Consider the following 21,889-nt stretch of genomic DNA (forward strand, 5'->3'; position numbering starts at 1 on the left):
TTATGGGCTGTAGTATAAGGATAAACTTGGTATTATGCCAATCGGTTGTTATTAACTATAAAGCGCCTAATAACACCATACTTGCCTTAATTGAACCTTAAGAGTGACAAAATATCGACTATGACAGCAAATTATTACAGCGTTGAATGTATATCACAGCATGAAATTGAGCCGATTAAAAAATCTCGTTTTATTGCTCACTTATTGCCTTTAAAAGATCCTTCAGAGCTTCACAGCTTCTTGCAGCAACTTACAAAAGAATATAACAATGCCAATCACCACTGTTGGGCTTATCATCTCTTTGACAATCAGCAGATTCGTTTTAATGATGATGGCGAGCCTTCAGGTTCTGCAGGCAAGCCAATCCTTAATCATCTTCAAGGTAACAAACTCATCAATGTTGCTATTGTTGTGACGCGAATTTTCGGCGGCACCAAACTCGGTGTTGGTGGCTTGGTGCGTGCCTATGGACAAGCTGCCAATGAGGTTATTAAAAATAGCAAATTGGTGAGTTTTACCCCAACCAAAAAACTGTCATTGACCTACCAATACAGAGATACCGCCTTAATTGAACAAGTGCTACACACGCTTAAATTAACACCGATTGATTCGATCTTTGCCAATGACATTACCCTGCACTTCGATATTGCATTATCAAAATGGGATACCACTTATCAAGCGCTACTAGAAATGACACAAGGACGAGTCATTATTCATCAATAAATTAACGGCACTACCTAGGAGGATGACCAACCATCCATGGCAGCTCCGCATTGGATCCTCACGCCATCCTGGCTTACGGATGACAAGTCAGAGGCCGTCATTGCGAGCATGGATGCGTGGCAATCCATTTTATCAGGGATGATTGATTTAGCGTCGTTGCAAAGCCTATATTTACAAACTACTTCTTGAGGTAGTGCCATTAATCAATAAATCACTTTGCATTTCCTCATTTTTTCTCTACCATGTGGCAAATCAACTTAAGTTTGAAGCAGCTATGTTACATCCGACTTACGATATCCATAAATCTTATGATGAGAATTACAACAATGGACCAATGTGTGATTTCACTATACCCAAACGCATTCAATTAAAACCAATTAATTTATGGGGTTATCAAATAAACTCACCCATTGGTGTGCCCGCAGGTCCCTTAATTAATGCTGAATATATCAAGCTATATGCCGAATTAGGCTTTGATCTACCGGTTTATAAAACCGTGCGCACTGTTGAACGCAAAGTACATCCTGCACCAAATTGCTTAATGGTTGATAGTCATAAGCAATTAACCATTGACGATATTGGTCAAAGCATTTATCCGTTTGATGAAGCGCCACAAACACCCCACGAAATTGCCATTACCAATTCTTTTGGTATTCCAAGCAAGTCGATTGAAATTTGGCAGGAAGATATTGCCAAAGCCAATGCATGTATGGCGCCTGATCAGCTGATGATCGTTTCATGTGTTGGCACCCCTCATCCAGAGCGCAATTTTATCAATGACTTCATCCTTTGCGCACAAAAGGCTGTTGAAGCAGGCGCTAAAGCAATTGAACTCAATTACTCATGTCCGAATGTCGTCTCTAAAGAAGGCAGTATTTATCAGGATGCTGAGCTTTCAAGCACGATCTCAAAAGCGGTAAAAAAAGCAATCAAGGACGTGCCGCTTATGATCAAGATGGGCTATATCAAAGACGAAGCTAAAGCACATGACATCATCAAAGCCAATGCGCCATTTGTTGATAGTATTGCGGCGATCAATACCATTTCAATGCAAGCAAGAAACAAAGATAATACCCAAGCGCTTCCTGGTGAGGGACGTTTAAACAGTGGCATTTGCGGCAGTATTATTAAAGACTTATCCCTTGAAATGACTAAGCGCATTCATAAGATACGCACAGAGAATCACTTTGATTTTGTGCTTTGCGGTGTTGGCGGTATTGTTTGTCCTGAAGATATTGATGACTATCTAAATGCAGGCGCTGATATCGCCATGAGTGCGACGGGTGCCATGTGGAACCCGTTGTTGGCTCATCAATGGCAAAGTATGCATTCAAAATAACCGCTGTCATCCATGACACAAATCGATTGCCACGCATCCAGCTGCCGTTATCGTCCGTTGGTTGAGCGTCAGTCGAAGCCATATTGTTTTTACCTTTCCCCTTCGAGGGACGATTGACCCGTTGGCTTAGCGTTAACAAAACGTGTCGGGCGAGCTTTTTGGTGACTTTTTTGCGGGATAAAAGTCACTGCCACCAGCCACGCCAGTGGCGAGTATACTCAAGTGATGTGGTGTTGAAATAGGAAAAAGTCCGTCACTTGAGTTAGAAGCACTCGACTTTGCTTTAAGAACAGCTACAATGACTTGCATTATCTGTTTGCAACAAAATCAAGCAAGCACAAAAACAAAAGAATAACGACAAAATAGACATCATGACACATAAAACCTATCAATGGCCGTATTCGCCCGTTATTACGGTCTTTTTACTTGCCCCCGTTGTTTTTAGCTTCGCGCTAGCACTTGACACGTATATGCCAGTTATTCCTGAGATGAAAGCCATTTTAAACACCTCTCAGGAAATGGTGCAGCTCACCTTATCTTTATTCTTCCTTGTCACCGGATTTGGTCAATTGATTTTAGGACCATTATCGGATCAGTTTGGTCGCTATAAAGTACTCTTTATTTCAGTAAGCTTATTTTGTATCGGCTCATTATTATGCGCACTATCAAACCATATCGGTTGGCTTATCGCCTTTCGTATTATTCAAGGCTTTGGTGCTTGTGGTATGTCCGTTAGCGCCTTTGCCATTGTCCGCGATGCTTTCTCCGGCAAAAAAAGTGCAATGATTTATAGCTTTCTAAATGCCATGATTTCCATCTCACCCATCTTGGGGCCCATCATTGGCGTCTTATTAACCGCTTATTTTCCATGGCATGCGGTGTTTTATTTTCTAACAGGACTTGGTGCATTGACACTGATATTAACCGTCTTGTTTGTCAAAGAAAGCTCACACCCTAATAATCGCAAACCTTTTAACTTGAGTCTATTTAGTCGTTACTTTAGCATTTGCAAGAGTCTAACGTTCTGGGCATATACCTTGCCTGCCATCGCTGGCGTTTCTGCCTTTTTCACACTGTTTTCAATGACACCCTATATCATTCAAACGCTTGGTGAACCACGCTCACAAATCGGCATTTTCTTTGGCATGGCGGGTGGCGCCTTTTTAATTGGCTCAATAATCTCTGGCGCTATTGTGCATAAATTAGGTGTTTTAAAGACATCTGTCCTTGGATCCATATTGATACTATCCTCAGGCGTTTTACTTATTGTGGTCTATCAACTCTTTGGTTTAAGCCTTTGGGGCTTCTTTGGTCCGAGCATGTTGGCTACTTTTGGCTGTGCGCTCACCGCAGGCTCTGGCGCCAGTGGCGCACTTGAACCTTTTGGCGCATATCCCGGAGCCGCTTCAGCAATGTTTGGCGCGCTTGAATTAGGTGGCAGTTCAGTGGTTGGTTCAGTGGCAACACTTTTTGCAATAAACACTTCCTATCCACTGGCGCTGACAATGCTCGCAACTTCAATCACCAGTTTAATTTTATTATTTGCTTTAACTTTCACCTTAAACAAAGAAGCAACAAGCATATAAAAATGAGTGACTTTGCCACACGTAAAATTATTCATATCGATATGGACTACTTCTTCGCACAAGTTGAGGAAAAAGACAACCCCACCCTTCGTGATAAACCTTTTGCTGTTGGTGGCAATAATGTCAAGCGCGGCGTGCTGTGCACTTGCAATTATATTGCCCGAAGCTATGGTGTGCGCTCTGCTATGCCAACACGTATCGCATTGCAAAAATGTCCTGATTTAATATTACTCGCCACTGATTTTGATAAATATAAGCGTGTTTCAAATATTATTCGCGATATTTTTAAAAGTATCAGCCCACTCGTTGAACCCTTATCATTAGATGAAGCTTATATTGATGTAACAAATATTAAAAGCCACGCCAATAGTGCGACATTAATGGCGCAAGCTATTAAAGAACAGATTTTAAAAGAAACAGGGCTTACCGCCTCAGCCGGTGTTGCGCCAAACAAACTCTTAGCTAAAATTGCCAGTGACATCAATAAACCCAACGGCTTATACGTTATTCGCCCGCAGGATGTAGATAAATTTATTCAAGACCTACCCGTTGGTAAGCTTTTTGGTGTTGGCAGTGTGACAAAAGATAAGCTTCAAAAAATGGAACTTAACACCTGTTCTGATTTGCAAAGGCTTGATATCAAAGCGCTCGAGCATCATTTTGGCAAACTTGGCATCCGTTTATATGACTATTGTCGCGGCATTGATCACCGCGAAGTAAACCCCAAACGCATCCGCAAGTCATTAGGCGTTGAGCACACCTATCAAAACGACCTAACCACAAAAGATGAATGCATTCAGGCGTTAATCCAATTGCATCAAGAGCTTTTAGCAAGACTCAAGCCTGAACACACGCTATGTATTGAGGGCATTTTTATTAAAGTTACCGATAACACATTTCATAAAACAAGCATTGAACGACATGCAGAAAATAGTGAACTTAAGCTCTATTTACTGCTTTTTGACAACCTATATCACAAACAAAGCAATCCTATTCGTTTACTTGGTTTAGGTGTCAAGCTAAGTGAGCAACCTGTTAAACAAATTCCCTTGGTTTTGTGATGAATATGCCCACCACCAAACGATTATGATGGGTATAACTACTTGACTCGCTAAGAGCTGCTTAATATCATCGTCAACACTTTAAGACTTTAGTTTATAAAAATATCATGATTGTAAAACCCGAAATTATGCGTGGTGGATTGGTTAAGAATCCACATCCCATTGGCTGCAAAGCCGTTGTTGAAAAACAAATTAACTATATGAAAAGTTCACCAAAATTCACGAGCAAAAAACGTGCTCTAATTATTGGTGGCTCCTCTGGCTATGGTCTTGCCTCACGCATCGCCCTTGCTTATGGTGCTGATGCTGACACGATTAGTGTGTCATTTGAACCGGGCGTCAATGATAAACGCTTAGGCAGTGCTGGCTGGTGGAATAATATCTGGTTTAAAGAGCAAGCTGAAAAGGACGGACTCATTGCCAAAAACATTATAGGTGACGCTTTTTCTGATGAGATCAGACAACAAACCATCGATATGATCAAACAAGAATTTGACGGCAAAATTGATGTATTAATCTACAGCCTTGCCTCACCAAGACGCACCGATCCTAAAACGGGAATAACACACAGCTCGGTATTAAAAAGTACCGTCGGTGAAATAGCTGCGCCCACTCTTGACTTAAACAAACAAATTATTGTTGATGGTAAAATGATGGCAGCAACTGAGCATGATATCAGTGAAACCATTAAAGTCATGGGAGGCGAAGATTGGCAGCTTTGGATTGAGTCACTTGAAGAGGCGGGCGTTTTAGCCGATGGCTTTAAAACCACCGCTTATTCTTATGATGGCGCCGATGGCACCGATGCTATCTACAAAAAAGGTACGATTGGGGCAGCTAAGCGTCATTTAGAAAAAACGGCATTAACGCTTAACAATGAACTGCACAGTCTAAAAGGTGAAGCGTTTGTTACTGTTGCCAAAGCATTAGTGACTAAAGCTAGCGCTTTTATCCCGCTATTTCCACTGTATGGCTGCGCGCTTTTCAAAGTGATGAAAGAACTTGGCACACATGAGAACACCATCGAGCAAATCGATCGCTTTATGCGTGATATGCTCTATGGTAATAAACGTATCACCGATGAGGTTGGACGCGTGCGCCCTGATAACCTTGAGATGGATGATAAAACCCAAACATTAACCAATGCGATTATGTCAAAAATGACCTCTGAGAACTTTAAAGATATCAGTGATTTTGCTGGCTTTTATCAGGATTTTCTAGAGCTCAATGGCTTTAATGTTGCCGGTGTTGATTATGATGAGTCTCTTGATATTGATACTTTGAAATCAAAGCAACCTTAATTATTTTATGCTTCCTGCGGTGGTTTTTGGATGATATAACCAACACCACGCAATGTCTTGATATATTTGTTTTGAATTTTTTTACGTAGATTATGGATATGCACTTCTAGGGTATTGGAATCAACTTCTTCATCCCAACCATAGAGCTTTTCAAGCAGTTTTGTTTTAGAAACCACTTTGCCAATGTTTTCTAATAAGCATTCCAATAAAGCAAATTCACGTCTAGATAGTTTAACAAACTCACCATTAATTGTTAGCGTTTGCGCGGCAGGATCAAGCTCTAACGCTTCAAATTTAATCTTAGGTTCACTACGCCCGACAGAACGCCTAACTAATGCACGCATTCTTGCCAGAAGCTCAGATAAGTCAAACGGTTTTGTCAAATAATCATCCGCCCCTGAGTCCAGTCCACGCACACGATCATCAATGGCATCACGCGCTGTTAATAGCAATACAGGAACCGCATTACCCTTCGCGCGAATGCTCTTAACAATAGCGATACCATCTTTGTGTGGTAAGCCAATATCCATCACCACGGCATCATAAGGCTCAGTATCTAAGGCAAGCTCAGCCATTTTGCCATCACGCATTAAATCAACGGCATAATTATGCTGCCTTAAACCCTCAACAATACCATCACCTAACATCTCATCATCTTCAACGACTAATATTCGCATTAAACATTCACTTATATTTACTCGACAATGCTTGAAATAGTAGCATCATCAATGGCAAAGGTTGATATGTTTCACCAATTTTTCATCAATTTAGATATTCTAAACAATCATCTAAACTAAATGAATTTAAGGTTTGATCAAGCTGTACTATAATCTGCTCACCTATCACAAAAAGGATGTATATATGCATAGAGTTTTCAATTATTCATCCATTGTTAAAATGCTTATTGCCGTTGTCCCTGCTGCTATTTTAAGTTATTTTCTTTCGCAGCCCATTTATCTACTGTGTGGTTTATACGCTGCTGCAGTGATTATTCCTTTTTGCGATCATACCAGTAAGCGTATTGCTTTTGTGATGCTTATTTTTTTATTTGTAATCACCTTTGTTTTAGTCAAATTGCTGATGCATAGTGACTTTTATTTTATCACTATCGTCTCAATTATTGCGATTATCATTGGTATGATTGAAACCTATAATCCAAGCTTTAAATCCATGGGTGCTTATTTGTTTATCGGCATTATCTACACCGCCTTTGAAACAAGAGCATATGGTGATTTGGTCACTATTACAATCATTGCCAAACTTTTTAGCATTAGTCTTTTAAGCGTTATTATTGTCTTTCTCATTAGCTTACGCACACAAGCGATAAAGGGTTATCAAAACTTCACATTAAAGCTACAACCACAGCATAGCATCCATTACTGTGTCTACTTCCTGCCGCTATTAATCAGCATGCTTGTTTGGCATTTTTCACAACTAGCTGAACCACAATGGTTACTCTGGTCATCATTATCCGTCGCCAGTCTGAGTTTTAAAAAGGCGCGTGATAAGATTCAAAAACGTGTCACTGGGGCATGTATTGGTTTATCATTGGGCATTATCGTGACACTATTGTTTAACCTTAACAGTCCTTTGATTTTTAATCTGAGCTTCATTGGCATTATCGTAAGTCTCAGAGGGATTCAAAACTATACTGCATCCTTTGCCACACGCTGTTTTTTTATCGTTACCTTTGCAGGTGCGCATTACTTATACACCAGCAGTGATCGAATCATTGATGTATTTATCGGTGGCTTTATTGGTCTTATGAGTAGTGCCGTTTTAAGCTATATTATTCAGCGCCGCGAGAATGAAATAAGTTACTAAGAAATATATTTGAGCAAGCCTTTTGTTGAACTGTCATAATTTGCATTATCAAAATCTTGTTGTTCTAAACTCGTTAAAATCGGCTTACCTAAAGCTTTGCCTAATTCAACGCCCCACTGATCAAAACTATTAATTCCCCATAGAATCCCTTGGACAAATATTTTATGTTCATATAAGGCAATCAACTCACCTAATGCGTGCGGGGTTAGCTCATCGATGACAATGGTATTACTTGGTTTATTGCCTGCAATGACTTTTTGCGGTGCCAAAGTAGTGATCTCCTGCTCAGATAAACCTTGTGCTTTGAGCTCATCAATGACTTCATTTAGTGATTTTCCTTGCATCAAAGCTTGCGATTGCGCCAAGCAATTAGCCAATAATGCTTGATGATGATCTTTCAAGGAATGGTGAGGCTTTTTAATTGCAATAAAATCAGCAGGCACAATAACATTACCTTGATGTAATAACTGATGAAATGCGTGTTGACCATTAGTGCCGATCCCACCCCAGAGCACAACACCGGTTTGTTCAGGGCTTAAGCTGCCATCTTTTTTACATGATTTGCCATTGCTCTCCATATCGGCTTGCTGCAAATAGTCAACCAAATGACGCAAACGCTCGTCATACGCCAAAATGGCTTGCGATTGCGTGTGATAAAAATCACTATATAAGGTTGCAATCAAGGCAACAATGACCGGCATATTCTTTGTCAGTGGTACACTTTTGAAGTGATTATCCATCGCAAAAGCGCCTTTCAATAGTTCCTCAAAATGGGCAAAGCCAATCGCAAATACAATTGCCATGCCAATTGAGGACCATAATGAGTAGCGCCCACCAACCCAATCCCACATTTGGAAACAATTATTCAGATCAATGCCAAAAGCTTCTACTTTATCAAGTGCACTGGATACCGCGACGAAATGCTTAGCCACGGCGACTTGATCTTGTTTGTAAAAATCAAGCAACCATTTACGTGCTGTTATTGCGTTCATCAAGGTTTCTTGGGTCGTAAATGACTTGGATGCCACGATAAACAACGTCGTTTCAGGATTAAGCTTTGTGATAACACTCAAAATAGATTCAGCATCGACATTTGAGACAAAATACACCTGTGTTTTGTTTACGTGATAAGGTGCTAATGCCTCAACCACCATTCTGGGGCCCAAATCAGAGCCACCAATACCAATATTAACCACATCGGTAATCTCTTTGCCTGAGTGCCCACGCCATTGTCCATTGTGAACTTTCTCAACAAGTGCTTTGACACGTGAGCGTTCTTTGATAATCTCAGGTTTAACATCAATGCCATCTACGATAACCGCTTGATCAGAGAGATCACGCAAAGCCGTATGCAATACAGCGCGATGCTCACTGGTATTAATCTTCTCTCCTATGAACATTTTATCGCGATACTTCTCAACCTTGGCATCACCCGCCAACTCAAAAAGCGTGGCTAGAATATCATCCGTTAACTTATTTTTTGAATAATCCAATAATAAACTGCCAACCTGCAAATGATATTTATTAAATCGATCTTCATCTTCTTTAAATAAACTATTGATATCCAAGTCTGAGTAATCCGTTTTTAGTAAATGCTGTAGCTGTTGTCTTATGTGTTGATTCATTTTAATTCCTTGTTGTTATCCCTCATCCAATTCACTGGCTGCTGCCTGATCCACATGCCAAACTAAGCGCCCAGTTGTGAGACTCACTGCTTTAGCTGGATAATCTATCGTCACACTCTGGCGATCAAATACCTTAGCTAACATAGCTGCTTTGTTTTCACCTGTCACTAAAAAGTCTATCATTTTAGCATTGTTAAGTACTTTAAGTGTCAAGGTAATTCGTGCTTGCTTTGTACTTGGGTGCACGGCAACTTCAACCCATTTATCCGATGATAATGGTACACCGTTGACAAAAAGAGATGCGGTATGCCCGTCATCACCCATACCCAACCACACCCAATCAAATTGTGGCACACCATCGATTTGTGGTACATGCTTTTTTAACCGGCTCACATAGTTAAGAGCAGCTTGCTCAGGTGAAATATCGCCTTGCATTGGGTGTAAATTCTCCCTTGGGATATCAACGCTTGCAAACAATAATCTATCGGCTTCACCAAAATTACTTTCTTTATCGGCAAAATCAACACAACGTTCATCACACCACCAAAAATGTAAATTTTGCCAATTAATTTGAGTCGAATGACCTAGTTGATTGATCAGTTCAAAGATGCTCTTAGGCGTTGTACCACCTGATAATGCAATATGCACACAACCTTGTTTGGAATGTGATAATGCAACCAGTTTATCAAACATCGCATAAGCAATATCTTGTTGCTGTTGGTAAGTAATATATGACATTGATTTCCTCAAATTATTTTTTCTGCTTAAAGATAGACGATGGATTGCGCCAAGTATGTCCAAGCTCAGCAAGCATCTTATCAGCTTCAATGGGACCAAATGAGCCACTTGGATAAAAACTTAATAAACTTTTGCCATGCTTTTGCGTATATTGAATAATCGGATCAATGATATTCCAACAAGCTTCTACCGCATCATTTCGAGCAAATAATGTGTTATCACCCTGTAAAGCATCAAGAATCAAGCGCTCATACGCTGTAGGCATTGATTTCTGTGCGAAGTCAGAATAGTAAAACCCCATATCCACTTCATGCGTTTTAAAGCCACTACCTGGCTCTTTAGCAGCAAAGCTTAATTTAATGCCCTCATCCGGCTGAATGCGAATAACCAATTGATTTTTAAACTTAGTAATCTTCTGCACCTGTGAAAAGAAAGGGTGAGGGGTGGCTTTAAAATTAATCACCACCTCAGAAACACGTTGATTCAAGCGTTTACCGGTGCGTACATAAAACGGTACATTATGCCAGCGCCAATTATCAATAAAAAAGCGAATCGCGGCATAAGTCTCTGTGGTTGAGTTTACTGCCACACCCTCTTCTTCGCGATAGGCACCTTTGCAAACACCTTGCACACAACCTTCTTGATATTGCCCTGTGACAACATTTTCTTTAATGTCTTCAGCTGTTTTAAAGCGACGAATCGATTGAAATACCTTTAAGGTTTCATTACGAATGGAGTAGGCATCCATCTTTGCCGGTGGCTCCATCGCGACAATGCCTAACAACTGCAACAAGTGATTCTGAATCATGTCACGAATCGCACCATTTTGGTCATAATAGCCCGCCCGCGAGCCAAGACCAATGGCTTCATTGGCATAAATCTGGACATTCTCAATATGTGAGGCATTCCAAAGTGGCTCAAAAATCGCATTGGCAAAACGAAATACCAGAAGATTTTGAACCGTTTCTTTCCCTAGATAATGATCAATACGAAATAACTGCGATTCTTGATAATGCTGCAATAAATGTGCATTCAGCGCTTGAGCACTTTGTTCATCGGTACCAAACGGCTTCTCAATAATAATGCGTTTATAGCCGTCATGCTCATCATTGAGCCCCAGTTTGGCAATATGCTGAGGAATCTCATAGTACAAGCTTGGTGGTGTGGATAAATAAAATAAGAAGTTATGCTCAAGCTTATGTGTTTTACACAGTAACTTTAAGCGCTTTTGTAGACAGACATACCCTTCATCTTTATACACATCAATCTGCTGATAAAACACTTGCGCCAAGAACTTATCGATTGATTTTTGCTCTTTGGGGTACTCATCTAAAAGCGCTTCTTGCATTTTCTGCCGGAAACTTTCATCATCAAACTTACTACGCGACACACCCAAGACAATATTGTTTTTACTTAAGTCTTTTTGCTGATAAAGACTAAATATTGCCGGCATTAATTTGCGTGCGGTTAAATCTCCAGAGGCGCCAAAAATGACGATAACTCCATTTGCTAGCTTCTTTTGCATTAAGCTTCTCTAGTTAGTGATCAAACGACACTAGTTATATCATTTTTCACTAGCAAGTTCACCTGCTAATTGCGTTGATCTAGCGAATAAACTAAGACTTAAGCCATGAATTAAAGATTTGAACATCACGCTCTGATAACGTGCCGGCATCAAGTTTAAGTTGCAAGACATCTGTCACATATTGGTATTTTGCCGTTGCTAACAATGACATGCTTTCATATAGTTTTTGCAGCTGATCTAATACTTCGGTAATTGTAGAGCTACCGACTTTATACCGCGCTTGATATTGCTCATACGCTGCTTTTGCTGCAATTACTGATTGCTTATAAGCTTCGATTTGCTTAACACCAGAGACAACATTATAAAAATCAACTTCAATGTTCTGAGTAATGCTGCGTTGTTGATCAAGGGTAGTAAACTCAGCCGCCTGATAGTTAAACGCCGCTTGCTTTCTAGCGGCGTAATCACTGCCACCATTTAGAATATTCCAACTAAAGGTTACACCAACATAACCATTACTATAGTTACCTAAAGGCAGGGCTGCTGCATCCGTTGCAAAAGCGCTTCCTGAGTTATCATTAATACTATAATTTGCCATTAAACTGACATTTGGCAAGAAATTACCTGTTGATGCAGACCACGTTTTTGCTGCTGCATTTTGAGTGTAAATCTGTGCTTTGAGATTTGGATTACTAGCATGTGCGCGCTTAACCCACTCGTCAATACTGTCAGGTGCAGGGTTAGTGAAATTAACATTACTCTTTAAATCAGCTAATGATTTATTATCAACACCCGTATATTGATACAAGGCATAATAAGCAGACTCAAGGCTGTTCTCAGCGGCCTTTAAATCCGCCAATGCACTATAATAATTTGCTTCAGCAGTCTTCACATCAACACTTGTTGACATCCCAACTTTAAGCTTTAGCTTTGATTGATCTAATGTGCTTTTAACCGATTTTAATTTCTCTTTTAAAAAGACGACCTGCTCTTTAGCATTGAGCACGTTAAAGTATGCCGTTGCCACATCCAAAATAAACTGCTGCTTTTGTGCATTATAGGTTTCTTCAGCACTTAAGGCACTTTGTTTTGATGCCTGATAAGTCTGATAATCACCATAGTTGAAAAGCGTTTGCGTGAGCGTGATACCCGCTATGTAGTTATGATAACTGCCACTTTGTGGTGTTGTCTGGATTTGATTAACTGTTGCCCCTGCATTTAAACCAATATTTGGCAGCAAAGCACCTAAAGCAATAGGCTCTGCCATTTTACTTGATTGCATCGTGTAAAAATCAGCTTTATATTGCGGGGAGTTATCAAGTGCTTGTTGGTAAACTTGCATCAAGTTTTCAACAGGCGCTTTAGTAGTCGCCATAGCAACACCCGAGCTTACAACAAGTGATATTCCAATAAGTGTCTTTATTTTAAAGGTCATACCTTTTTCCTAAGTTTAATGTTCGATATAGCACCTTGCTATTATAGTCTCTCTTTTACCCATTCATGCACCGAAGTCATCGCTTTTGGTAAATTTTGTGGGTCATTGCCACCAGCTTGTGCCATATCAGGGCGTCCACCACCTTTACCATCAACTTGATTGGCAATAAAATTGATTAATTCACCAGCTTTAATCTTATCCGTAATCGCTTTACTCACACCTACGGCAATTTGCGCTTTACCTTCATTTTCAGTAGAAAGAGCAACAACCACTTTGGACTTTTGTGCTTTGTATTGATCAATCTTTTCGCGTAACACGCCCATATCAACATTTGGCAATAGCGCTGAGATTAGTGTGACATCATCAATTTGCATCTCGTTAATGGCAATAGCGTCACCTGATGAAATTTGCTGTTTTAAGCCTTTGATCACCTTATCTTGCGCTTTGATTTGCTGCTGCAATTTCAACAATTTATCCAGAACATTGTCATCACTAGATTTTAACAGCTCATGAATTGTTGTTAATGTTTCTTCTTTTTCTTCAATATAGTTTTCAGCATAAAGACCTGTGACTGCTTCAATACGGCGCACACCAGAGGCAATACCGCTTTCAGAGGTTATTTTAAATAAGCCTATATCGCCAGTTTGAGTGACATGCGTACCTCCGCAAAGCTCAATAGAGAAATCTCCAACGCGCAACACGCGCACAACATCGCCATATTTTTCACCAAAAAGCGCCATAGCTCCCATGTTTTTAGCTGCTTCAGGCGAAGTTTCTATCGTTTCAACAACAAGGTTTTGACGAATAATGGCATTAACTAAATGCTCTACTTCTTTTATTTGCTTTGTTGTCACAGCTGAAGGATTTGAGAAATCAAAACGCAGTTTATTGAATTCAACCAACGATCCTTTTTGCTCAACATGACAACCAACGACTTCGCGTAATGCTGCATGCAATAAATGTGTCGCGGTGTGGTGTGCTGCTGTTGTTGTGCGTTTGTTAGAGATTTGCGCGGTCACTTCATCATCAACCGCAAAACTTCCCCTTACTACCTTACCAATATGTAAAAAGGCTGATCCTGATTTTTGCACATCTTCAACAGTAAATTCACTACCTAACGCTTCAATAATACCTTTATCAGCAACCTGCCCACCAGACTCTGCATAGAAAGGTGTTTGATTCAAGATAATAACACCCTCTTGCCCTGTAATCAGTTTATCTGTTTTTTTACCCTCGCTAAAAAGTGCCAACACCTGCGCATCAGACACTGGCAATGAGTAGCCAACAAACGTTGTCTGTAAGTCTGTCTTGATCATTTGATTATAGTCAACACCAAATTTACTGGCTGACTTTGCCCGCGCTTTTTGCGCTTCCATAGAATGTGTAAATCCTGCTTCATCAACCGTTAAATTGCGCTCTCTGGCAATATCTGCTGTTAAATCCAATGGAAAACCATAAGTATCATATAGCTTAAATGCCGTCTGTCCTGAGATTACATTGCTATCAAGTTCAGCAATTTCTTCCTCAAGAATCTTCATGCCATGACTTAGTGTTTTTTCAAATTGTTCTTCTTCTTTTTTTAAGACATCTTCAATGAACGTTTGTTTTTCTTTTAAAACAGGATAAGCTTCAGCCATCACTGTAACCAGTGTCGCAATCAACCGATAAAAGAAAGTGTCCACCGCACCTAGCTTATAACCATGGCGCACTGCTCTACGAATAATGCGACGCAATACATAACCTCGTCCTTCATTTGAAGGCAAAACACCGTCGACAATCAAGAAACTGCACGCGCGAATATGATCTGCTAAGACTTTAAGCGATGGATTATTGATATCTTCTGTTGCCACAATCTTTGCTGCAGCATCAATAAGTTTCTGGAATATATCAATCTCGTAATTACTGTGCACATGCTGCAATACTGCGGCAATGCGCTCAAGTCCCATCCCAGTATCAACTGATGGGTTAGGTAAGTCCTCTAATGTGCCATCTGCCTGACGATTATACTGCATAAACACCAAATTCCAGATCTCAATATAGCGATCACCATCTTCCTCAGGCGTCCCAGGAGGACCGCCTGCAACTTCTGCACCATGGTCATAAAAGATCTCAGTACACGGCCCACACGGTCCTGTGTCACCCATTGCCCAGAAATTATCTTTAGCACCTATGCGTGATAGACGTCTACGATCAACACCTACTTCATTAATCCAGATATCTTCAGCTTCTTTGTCTTCTTCAAAGACGGTCACCCATAGCTTCTCCTTGGGAAGCTTTAACACTTCTGTCAAATATTCCCAAGCATAGAAAATAGCATCACGTTTAAAATAATCACCAAAGCTAAAGTTACCCAACATCTCAAAAAAAGTATGATGGCGCGCCGTATAACCGACATTTTCCAAATCATTATGCTTACCACCTGCTCGCACACATTTTTGTGAACTCACAGCTCTCGTATACGATCTTTTATCCGCACCCAAAAAAACATCTTTGAATTGCACCATGCCAGCATTTGTGAATAATAAAGTTTCATCATTGACTGGCACCAACGATGAACTCGCTACTTCTTGATGCCCTTTGGATTTAAAAAAGTCAATAAAAGACCGTCTAATTTCATTAGTTGTAATCATGCTTGCTCTACTGGTATCAATTTAAAATTCAAAATCAACGCCTAGTTTACTATAGAAACGCAGCTTGGCAAAAGTAGTTAGCGCAAAATTTATATGACTATTTCCCTCGCATAAAAAGCTTATCTAAATCATTCACCGTCATTTTCACCCAGGTTGGGCGTCCATGGTTACATTGATCTGCTCTTGCCGTATGCTCCATATCGCGTAGCAATTGATTCATTTGTTCAATGGTAATTTGATCATTTGCACGCACGGCTTTGTGGCATGACATAGTTGCTAAAATCGCATGCATATAATCATCCATTGGCTTGGCTTTACCACTGACCTTAAGGCTGTTGGCAATATCAACAATAAGACTTTCGATGTGATTATTCTTTAAATAAACCGGAATAGCACGAATCACTAAGGTTTTCTCACCCAATGCTGAGTATTCAAATCCTAATTTATTCAAAAGGGCTTCATGCATATCTAATACATCGAGTAATACTGGGCTTATCTCAAAGGTTAGAGGTAATAAGAGTACTTGCGATACCGTTTGATGTTTTGCCCATAGTGTTTTTACCTTTTCATACAACACTCGCTCATGTGCTGCATGCATATCAACGATAATTAGACCATCTTCCGTTTGTGACAAAATAAAGATGCCATGCACCTGTGCCAAGGCAAAACCCAAAGGGTATATCTTACCCTCTTTTACAGGTGTAGCCGTATCAACCTCTTTTGTCATAGTATCTTGATTTGTAACACTTTCTTTAACCTCATCAACGATCAAAGGCATCGATAATTGCGCAGCATCCTGCCATTTATCGTGAGGCATTTGTAACTCTGCTTCATTAGGCGCTTTTATCTCATGCTGATTAACACTGGCATTTTCAACCGGTTGAGTTTTATCTTGTTGATTAATCAGCTGCTCATATAATGCCATATTATTGCGATGATCGACTCTTGAGTGATCAGAATATTGATTTTTATTATGTGAGTATTGATTCAGTTGACCTTGTGGGCTCTCAGGTGTACTAAATACCAAAGCATCAACATCATTTTCAACTACTGATGACTCTGGTAATTGCGGTTTAGTATCTGCCAAAGCATGATGAATCTTGGCAAACAGAAAATCATGCACTAAACGCGACTCACGAAAACGCACTTCATGTTTGGTTGGATGAACATTTACATCCACCGCATGTGGATCGATATTAAAAAACAAAATAAACGCCGGATATCTTTGATGATGCAATACATCTTTATACGCCTGCTTTATCGCATGCGCGATTAGCTTATCTTTGATAATTCGACCATTGACATAAAAATACTGCAAATCAGCACGTGACTTTGAAAACTGCGGCTTAGCCACCCAACCATATAATTGAAGTCCCATTGCTTCAGCTTGAATCAATAAGGCATTATCAACAAATTCATCGCCACAGATATCTGCAATACGCTGTTGCTGTTTTTGCGGTGTATCAGCTACAGGATATGACTTCACCTCTTTGCCATTATGCCAAACAATTAATGCCACATTGAAATGGCAAAGCATAAACTTTTTCAACAGCTCATCAATATGCACATATTCAGTGCGTTCAGCTTTTAAAAATTTGCGTCTGGCAGGTGTATTATAAAAAACTTCTGCCACCTCAATCGTCGTTCCAATCGGATGAGATGCAGGAATCAATTCATTATCTAACTGGTTATCCACAGACCATGCATGTTCATCTTGTGCTGTTTTTGAGGTAATCTTAACTTTAGCAATTGAGCCAATACTGGCAAGTGCTTCTCCTCTAAAGCCCATGCTGTTAATCGCTTCAAGCTCATCTAAAGAATATATTTTACTGGTTGCATGCGGCATTAAAGTCAATGGTAAGTCATCTTTTTCAATACCCGAGCCATTATCACGTATCAATATTTTTTCTTTACCTCCGTGCTCAAGCTCTAATGTAATCTCAGTCGCTCCAGCGTCTAAGGCGTTTTCAAATAACTCTTTCACAATCGAAGAAGGTCTTTCAACCACCTCACCTGCTGCAATTTGGTTAGCTAGTTCAGTGGATAAGACTTTAATTCGTCTACTCATAATTTAATTCCGTTTGAATTTCTTTTTTGATAACGTTTTCATTTAAATAATCAGCAATATGATCGGCAATATCACGCTTTGGTGCCAAAGGTAGGGATAATACTTGCTCATAATGTTTATTAAAGATCTTTACTTCATTGTGATCACCATAAAAAGGAAAGCCAGTATCCGTATTAACTTGATTTAATATTAAGAAATCAAGGTTTTTGCATTCAATTTTAGCTCGTGCATGCGCTTGCGCATTATGTGTCTCTGCGGCAAACCCGACACAACAAGGCCTGTTTCTTGCCAAGTTTGCAACACTTGCCAAAATATCTTTATTTTTAACCAATTTCAACATCAACTCATCACTTTGATCTGTCTTTTTGATTTTTTCAACAGCACATATTTCCGGGCGATAATCAGCAACGGCCGCTGCTGCAATAAAGAGATCTGCCGTTTTCACCTTTTCAAGTACAGCATCATGCATTTCATTGGCACTTTTCACCTGAACAACATCACAGTTTTGAGAAGCTTTTAATTGAGTAGGTCCTGAAATTAAAGTCACTTCCCAACCAATATCAATAAAAGCTTCGGCCAATGCATAACCCATCTTACCTGAGCTGTGGTTTGATAAATAACGCACCGGATCCAACGCCTCAATGGTGGGTCCTGCAGTTATTACCACATGTTTATCAGTTTTTATTTTTGGCTTTAATAGATGCTTTACAATATTTTCAGGCGCCATCAAGCGCCCATCGCCTATATCGCCACAGGCTTGCTCTCCAGCTTCTGGTGGCAAAATGATAAAATCACGATTTTTCAACTGATTTATATTTGCTTGCACAGCACTGTTCTGCCACATAACAACGTTCATTGCCGGTGCTATAAATATCGGTTTGTCCGTTGCAAGGATCACATTGCCTAGCAAATCATCTGCTAACCCTAAGGCTAATTTGGCAATCGTATTAGCCGATGCGGGTGCTATCACTATATCGTCTGCCCAGCGCGCAAGTTCGATATGTTCAATTGGGTGATCGGTATAGGCAAACAAATCATCATAGACCCTATGTTGTGATAATGCCTCAAAACTTAAACCGGTAACAAAAGCTTTGGCTGATTCAGTTAATAAAACTTTAACCTCACAATTTGCTTTGACTAATAATCTGGTTAATTCAAGCGCTTTATACGCAGCGATGCTTCCGGTGACACATAATAAAATTTTTTTCATTATTTATAATTAAAAATTCCTAAAATATTGCCATCCATACTATAAGATAAACTTACTTATGTACATGCTATTTTATTGAGTTGATTGCATCCCGATGACACCATATGGCATGGGAGCGTCTTGAATTTCAACTCCTGTTGAATCAGTCTCTGTTTTTAAAAAGGTTTTTTGCGTAGCAGGATCATAGGTTAAATAAACACCATCAACTGATGATAGTTCCATAAGATCTATACTTGCAAACTCTTTATCAACACTCAATGCAATAAAATGTGCATCTCTATCTTCTGGTGAAGCTAGATCATTTTCTGTAATCACAATAATAAAACCCTTAAAAGGTAAAACTTGCTTAACGATTTGATTACTAAAACTCACCGTTCTCAAGAATGTAAGACTAGGCGTTGCCGGCGTATATTTATAAATATCTATAGAAGATGCATAAGGTAATACTAAAAAGTTTTCTGTGGTGCTATCGGGTATAATTTGTGGTGCGTACTGTATGGGATCAATAGGTGATGCTATACCTAACAATATAGTTCCACTAGTAATTTCAGGAGTGCTACTAATATTGCTTACAACTATGCGTTTTAACCCTGAACTTGTTGAAAAGAACAAGATAACTTGATCTGTGTTCTGACTTTGTAATTGGTCAGTGGCTAACAAATAAACTTTACTTACGTCTTGAACCACCCCGTAATCATGGGCAATAGAAGTGCTTGCACCTACATCATTATAGATTTCCCCTTCTATTTTTCCAGAAGAAAATTGTTTCACTATAAAGCTATAAATTTGATCACTTTTACTAATTAATTTAGCTCCCAAAATGCTATTTGGTTCGGATATCTCATACCAATTGTTATTACTTCCAGAATTTGGAGGTGATTTTCCGTCACTACCTTTAATGTTAACAAAGTATTTATTGTCATCCATGACAACTAACCCTTCCGTATAGTATATATCATCCAAATAAGGAATAGCCTGAAAGTTTTGTGGAATAATCCGCCAGTTCTTACTTTGCTCAAATGGATTTTTCTTTTTATTGCTTTTTTTGATATTTACAAAAGTAAAGCCTCCATACGTTACAACTTCCCCTGGATTATATTTCTGAGAAACCCAAGGCAATCCTGTTATTGTTGGAACTATCACCCAATCTTTTCCTCCTGCTGCTGGGCTATCTTTGTTTGAGTTAATATCACTTTCAGCTACATACTTATCACCATCATCGGTAACTATATCACCCGCATAGTATTCGATATTTGCATTAAACTGAGGAAAGCTCAAAGGGGCGATGATAACTCGCCAATCCTTAGGTTTCTCATATGGATTATCGCCAGGATCAATATCATCTAGTGCCATAAATTTTTGACCATCAAAAATAACGTAGTCTGGCAAGACATATGCTAACGCGGGGTTATATGTTGTTGCTCCTAATATTTGAGTCCAGTCCAAAGTTGAAAATGTGTCGTTTGTTGATAAATTTTCTAGTTGTGTTAATCCTATGCTCGTTTGCCATACTACTCCAGTATTTTTGTCATAGATTAGGATTCCTAAGTTCCAGTCTCCATCCTCTAGATACCAGCCTTGTTCAAGAAGATAATTTCCATTATCTTTAAATTTTAAGCTGTAGGTATTTACAGTTCCTTTGAGAGTGTAATTAATTTGTTTACCACTTCCTGAAACACTTCCTGAGTTATCTATTTCTAGTACACCAAGAAATCCTGCATCACCATTTTCAATGGTCTCTGAGCTACTCTTTTGAGCTAAATCAAGATTGTTCAGAATAATGGTGGGGATATTAACATTCTGTGTGTCTTGAGGAGACAGATCATTTTCTTGATAATATTGACTAGGTGCATTTACAATTGCTATATACTTTGCCTGATGTTGCGTTTGAGCTGTGACCTGCATATTAACATGATACTGTAACACTGCTGAGGCATTATTTAACGCAACACTATCTGGAAATATTGCATCATTTAAATCTGATTGTACGGTACTTGTTACCGTAATATTTGAATTGCCTGAGCTATAGTTTTTAACACTTGAAAGAACTGGTGTATTAGTATAAATATAATCATTTGCTTCCAAAGTGCTTTTTAATGATAAAAACGCACTGTTGCGTGAATTATTATAGTTCTCAATGGCTTGGTTCTGAACAACGTTGGTTTTCAACATATATAAAATTGAACCAGATAGTATTGAGACCACTGCAACAATAATTAATGCAATGAGTAAAACACCACCGTGTTGATTATATTTATTATTATACATAGTCAATCACCAAGATAATCCATACACCATAAAGTATAGATCAGTTAAGACTGCTTTTCCTTATGATTTTTTACAAAACATTCCAAGATCACCATTGGAAGGCTTTACTATAAATTCTATATCACAAAGCAAAAAGGCACCGTTAGATGCCTTTGTAATAATAAAAAACCTGATGATGTTCTACTTAATAACTTCAGGCGTCCTGCCTTACGCCATTTCATGGTCAATGTCATACTTCCATTGATCAAATTTGTTCCCAACAAATTTGTCACATGGCGAATGGTGAGACGGAAAACCAAATAGTGCCAACTATTTGCCGTCGAACGCCACTTGTCACGGACCTGCAAGTGGCCGATTTGAAAAAATACAGGAAGTATTTTTGATAAATACACTATCATCGGCGTTATTCAGTTTCACTTCGTCAGTTCGGAATGGGTTAAAAGCACTGCTTTTAACGACTTTGAAGCGAGGGGGTACTTTCTCCCGAGCGTTGATTCAAAGTCCGGAATGATCACCATGGAAGGTTTTATTGTAAATCTGATGCCACAAAGCAAAA

At 39.4% G+C, this 21,889-nt stretch carries 16 protein-coding genes; 7 read left to right on the top strand and 9 right to left on the bottom strand.

From position 1 onward, the window contains the following. Positions 1–120 precede the first annotated feature (120 nt). The 6 genes from ACZ5V8_RS07415 to fabV all read left to right on the top strand — a co-directional run bounded on the left by ACZ5V8_RS07415 (position 121) and on the right by fabV (position 6,010). Positions 121–723: a YigZ family protein gene (locus ACZ5V8_RS07415; RefSeq protein ID WP_464217285.1), complete on the top strand. Its 603-nt coding sequence runs from the start codon at positions 121–123 to the stop codon at positions 721–723. A 36-nt stretch (positions 724–759) separates the two neighbouring features. Continuing rightward, a complete protein-coding gene (locus ACZ5V8_RS07420; protein ID WP_464217286.1) occupies positions 760–912 on the top strand; it encodes a hypothetical protein in 153 nt (50 codons plus the stop codon). An 85-nt stretch (positions 913–997) separates the two neighbouring features. Next, a complete protein-coding gene (locus ACZ5V8_RS07425) occupies positions 998–2,062 on the top strand; it encodes a beta/alpha barrel domain-containing protein (RefSeq protein WP_464217287.1) in 1,065 nt (354 codons plus the stop codon). Between the two features lie 371 nt (positions 2,063–2,433). Continuing rightward, positions 2,434–3,648 carry a multidrug effflux MFS transporter gene (locus tag ACZ5V8_RS07430; RefSeq protein WP_464217288.1) on the top strand — a complete coding sequence of 405 codons (1,215 nt, stop codon included), beginning with the start codon at positions 2,434–2,436 and terminating at the stop codon, positions 3,646–3,648. 2 nt (positions 3,649–3,650) lie between these two features. Then, entirely contained in the window at positions 3,651–4,709 is a 1,059-nt protein-coding gene (gene dinB / locus ACZ5V8_RS07435) for a DNA polymerase IV (RefSeq protein WP_440616460.1), read from the top strand. A gap of 107 nt (positions 4,710–4,816) precedes the next feature. Then, positions 4,817–6,010: an enoyl-ACP reductase FabV gene (fabV, locus tag ACZ5V8_RS07440; RefSeq protein WP_464217289.1), complete on the top strand. Its 1,194-nt coding sequence runs from the start codon at positions 4,817–4,819 to the stop codon at positions 6,008–6,010. A gap of 5 nt (positions 6,011–6,015) precedes the next feature. Here the strand turns inward: fabV and ACZ5V8_RS07445 are convergent, their stop codons facing one another. Next, complete coding sequence (locus ACZ5V8_RS07445) at positions 6,016–6,687, bottom strand: response regulator (protein WP_440616464.1); 672 nt, start codon at positions 6,685–6,687, stop codon at positions 6,016–6,018. A 184-nt stretch (positions 6,688–6,871) separates the two neighbouring features. Here ACZ5V8_RS07445 and ACZ5V8_RS07450 point away from each other — a divergent pair, with 184 nt between their 5' ends. Further along, the gene (locus ACZ5V8_RS07450) at positions 6,872–7,834 is read left to right on the top strand and encodes an FUSC family protein (protein WP_464217290.1); all 963 of its coding nucleotides are present in this window, start codon (positions 6,872–6,874) and stop codon (positions 7,832–7,834) included. Here ACZ5V8_RS07450 and pgi read toward each other — a convergent pair. From pgi to ACZ5V8_RS07490, 8 genes are all read right to left on the bottom strand, one after another. After that, the gene (gene pgi, locus ACZ5V8_RS07455) at positions 7,831–9,459 is read right to left on the bottom strand and encodes a glucose-6-phosphate isomerase (protein WP_464217291.1); all 1,629 of its coding nucleotides are present in this window, start codon (positions 9,457–9,459) and stop codon (positions 7,831–7,833) included. The genes ACZ5V8_RS07450 and pgi overlap by 4 nt on opposite strands. A 15-nt stretch (positions 9,460–9,474) precedes the next feature. After that, the gene (gene pgl, locus ACZ5V8_RS07460; RefSeq protein WP_464217292.1) at positions 9,475–10,197 is read right to left on the bottom strand and encodes a 6-phosphogluconolactonase; all 723 of its coding nucleotides are present in this window, start codon (positions 10,195–10,197) and stop codon (positions 9,475–9,477) included. A gap of 13 nt (positions 10,198–10,210) precedes the next feature. Continuing rightward, a complete protein-coding gene (zwf, locus tag ACZ5V8_RS07465) occupies positions 10,211–11,722 on the bottom strand; it encodes a glucose-6-phosphate dehydrogenase (protein ID WP_464217293.1) in 1,512 nt (503 codons plus the stop codon). 91 nt (positions 11,723–11,813) lie between these two features. Then, complete coding sequence (locus tag ACZ5V8_RS07470) at positions 11,814–13,157, bottom strand: TolC family outer membrane protein (RefSeq protein ID WP_464217294.1); 1,344 nt, start codon at positions 13,155–13,157, stop codon at positions 11,814–11,816. A gap of 41 nt (positions 13,158–13,198) precedes the next feature. Next, complete coding sequence (gene alaS / locus ACZ5V8_RS07475; protein WP_464217295.1) at positions 13,199–15,787, bottom strand: alanine--tRNA ligase; 2,589 nt, start codon at positions 15,785–15,787, stop codon at positions 13,199–13,201. Positions 15,788–15,884: 97 nt separating this feature from the next. Further along, complete coding sequence (gene mutL, locus ACZ5V8_RS07480; protein ID WP_464217296.1) at positions 15,885–17,855, bottom strand: DNA mismatch repair endonuclease MutL; 1,971 nt, start codon at positions 17,853–17,855, stop codon at positions 15,885–15,887. Next, entirely contained in the window at positions 17,848–19,065 is a 1,218-nt protein-coding gene (coaBC, locus tag ACZ5V8_RS07485; RefSeq protein WP_464217297.1) for a bifunctional phosphopantothenoylcysteine decarboxylase/phosphopantothenate--cysteine ligase CoaBC, read from the bottom strand. The genes mutL and coaBC overlap by 8 nt, the downstream gene beginning before the upstream one ends. A 72-nt stretch (positions 19,066–19,137) precedes the next feature. Beyond that, positions 19,138–21,333, bottom strand: a complete 2,196-nt coding sequence (locus tag ACZ5V8_RS07490) for a hypothetical protein (protein WP_464217298.1) — start codon at positions 21,331–21,333, stop codon at positions 19,138–19,140. Between the last annotated feature and the right edge of the window lie 556 nt (positions 21,334–21,889).

The sequence above is a fragment of the Cysteiniphilum sp. GTC20157 genome (assembly GCF_055396795.1).

Excerpts from the sequence above, each read along its gene's own strand:
- ACZ5V8_RS07415 (WP_464217285.1), top strand. The coding sequence starts at position 121 with ATGACAGCAAATTATTACAGCGTTGAATGTATATCACAGCATGAAATT.
- ACZ5V8_RS07420 (WP_464217286.1), top strand. The coding sequence starts at position 760 with ATGGCAGCTCCGCATTGGATCCTCACGCCATCCTGGCTTACGGATGAC.
- ACZ5V8_RS07425 (WP_464217287.1), top strand. The coding sequence starts at position 998 with ATGTTACATCCGACTTACGATATCCATAAATCTTATGATGAGAATTAC.
- ACZ5V8_RS07430 (WP_464217288.1), top strand. The coding sequence starts at position 2,434 with ATGACACATAAAACCTATCAATGGCCGTATTCGCCCGTTATTACGGTC.
- dinB (WP_440616460.1), top strand. The coding sequence starts at position 3,651 with ATGAGTGACTTTGCCACACGTAAAATTATTCATATCGATATGGACTAC.
- fabV (WP_464217289.1), top strand. The coding sequence starts at position 4,817 with ATGATTGTAAAACCCGAAATTATGCGTGGTGGATTGGTTAAGAATCCA.
- ACZ5V8_RS07445 (WP_440616464.1), bottom strand. The coding sequence starts at position 6,687 with ATGCGAATATTAGTCGTTGAAGATGATGAGATGTTAGGTGATGGTATT.
- ACZ5V8_RS07450 (WP_464217290.1), top strand. The coding sequence starts at position 6,872 with ATGCATAGAGTTTTCAATTATTCATCCATTGTTAAAATGCTTATTGCC.
- pgi (WP_464217291.1), bottom strand. The coding sequence starts at position 9,459 with ATGAATCAACACATAAGACAACAGCTACAGCATTTACTAAAAACGGAT.
- pgl (WP_464217292.1), bottom strand. The coding sequence starts at position 10,197 with ATGTCATATATTACTTACCAACAGCAACAAGATATTGCTTATGCGATG.
- zwf (WP_464217293.1), bottom strand. The coding sequence starts at position 11,722 with ATGCAAAAGAAGCTAGCAAATGGAGTTATCGTCATTTTTGGCGCCTCT.
- ACZ5V8_RS07470 (WP_464217294.1), bottom strand. The coding sequence starts at position 13,157 with ATGACCTTTAAAATAAAGACACTTATTGGAATATCACTTGTTGTAAGC.
- alaS (WP_464217295.1), bottom strand. The coding sequence starts at position 15,787 with ATGATTACAACTAATGAAATTAGACGGTCTTTTATTGACTTTTTTAAA.
- mutL (WP_464217296.1), bottom strand. The coding sequence starts at position 17,855 with ATGAGTAGACGAATTAAAGTCTTATCCACTGAACTAGCTAACCAAATT.
- coaBC (WP_464217297.1), bottom strand. The coding sequence starts at position 19,065 with ATGAAAAAAATTTTATTATGTGTCACCGGAAGCATCGCTGCGTATAAA.
- ACZ5V8_RS07490 (WP_464217298.1), bottom strand. The coding sequence starts at position 21,333 with ATGTATAATAATAAATATAATCAACACGGTGGTGTTTTACTCATTGCA.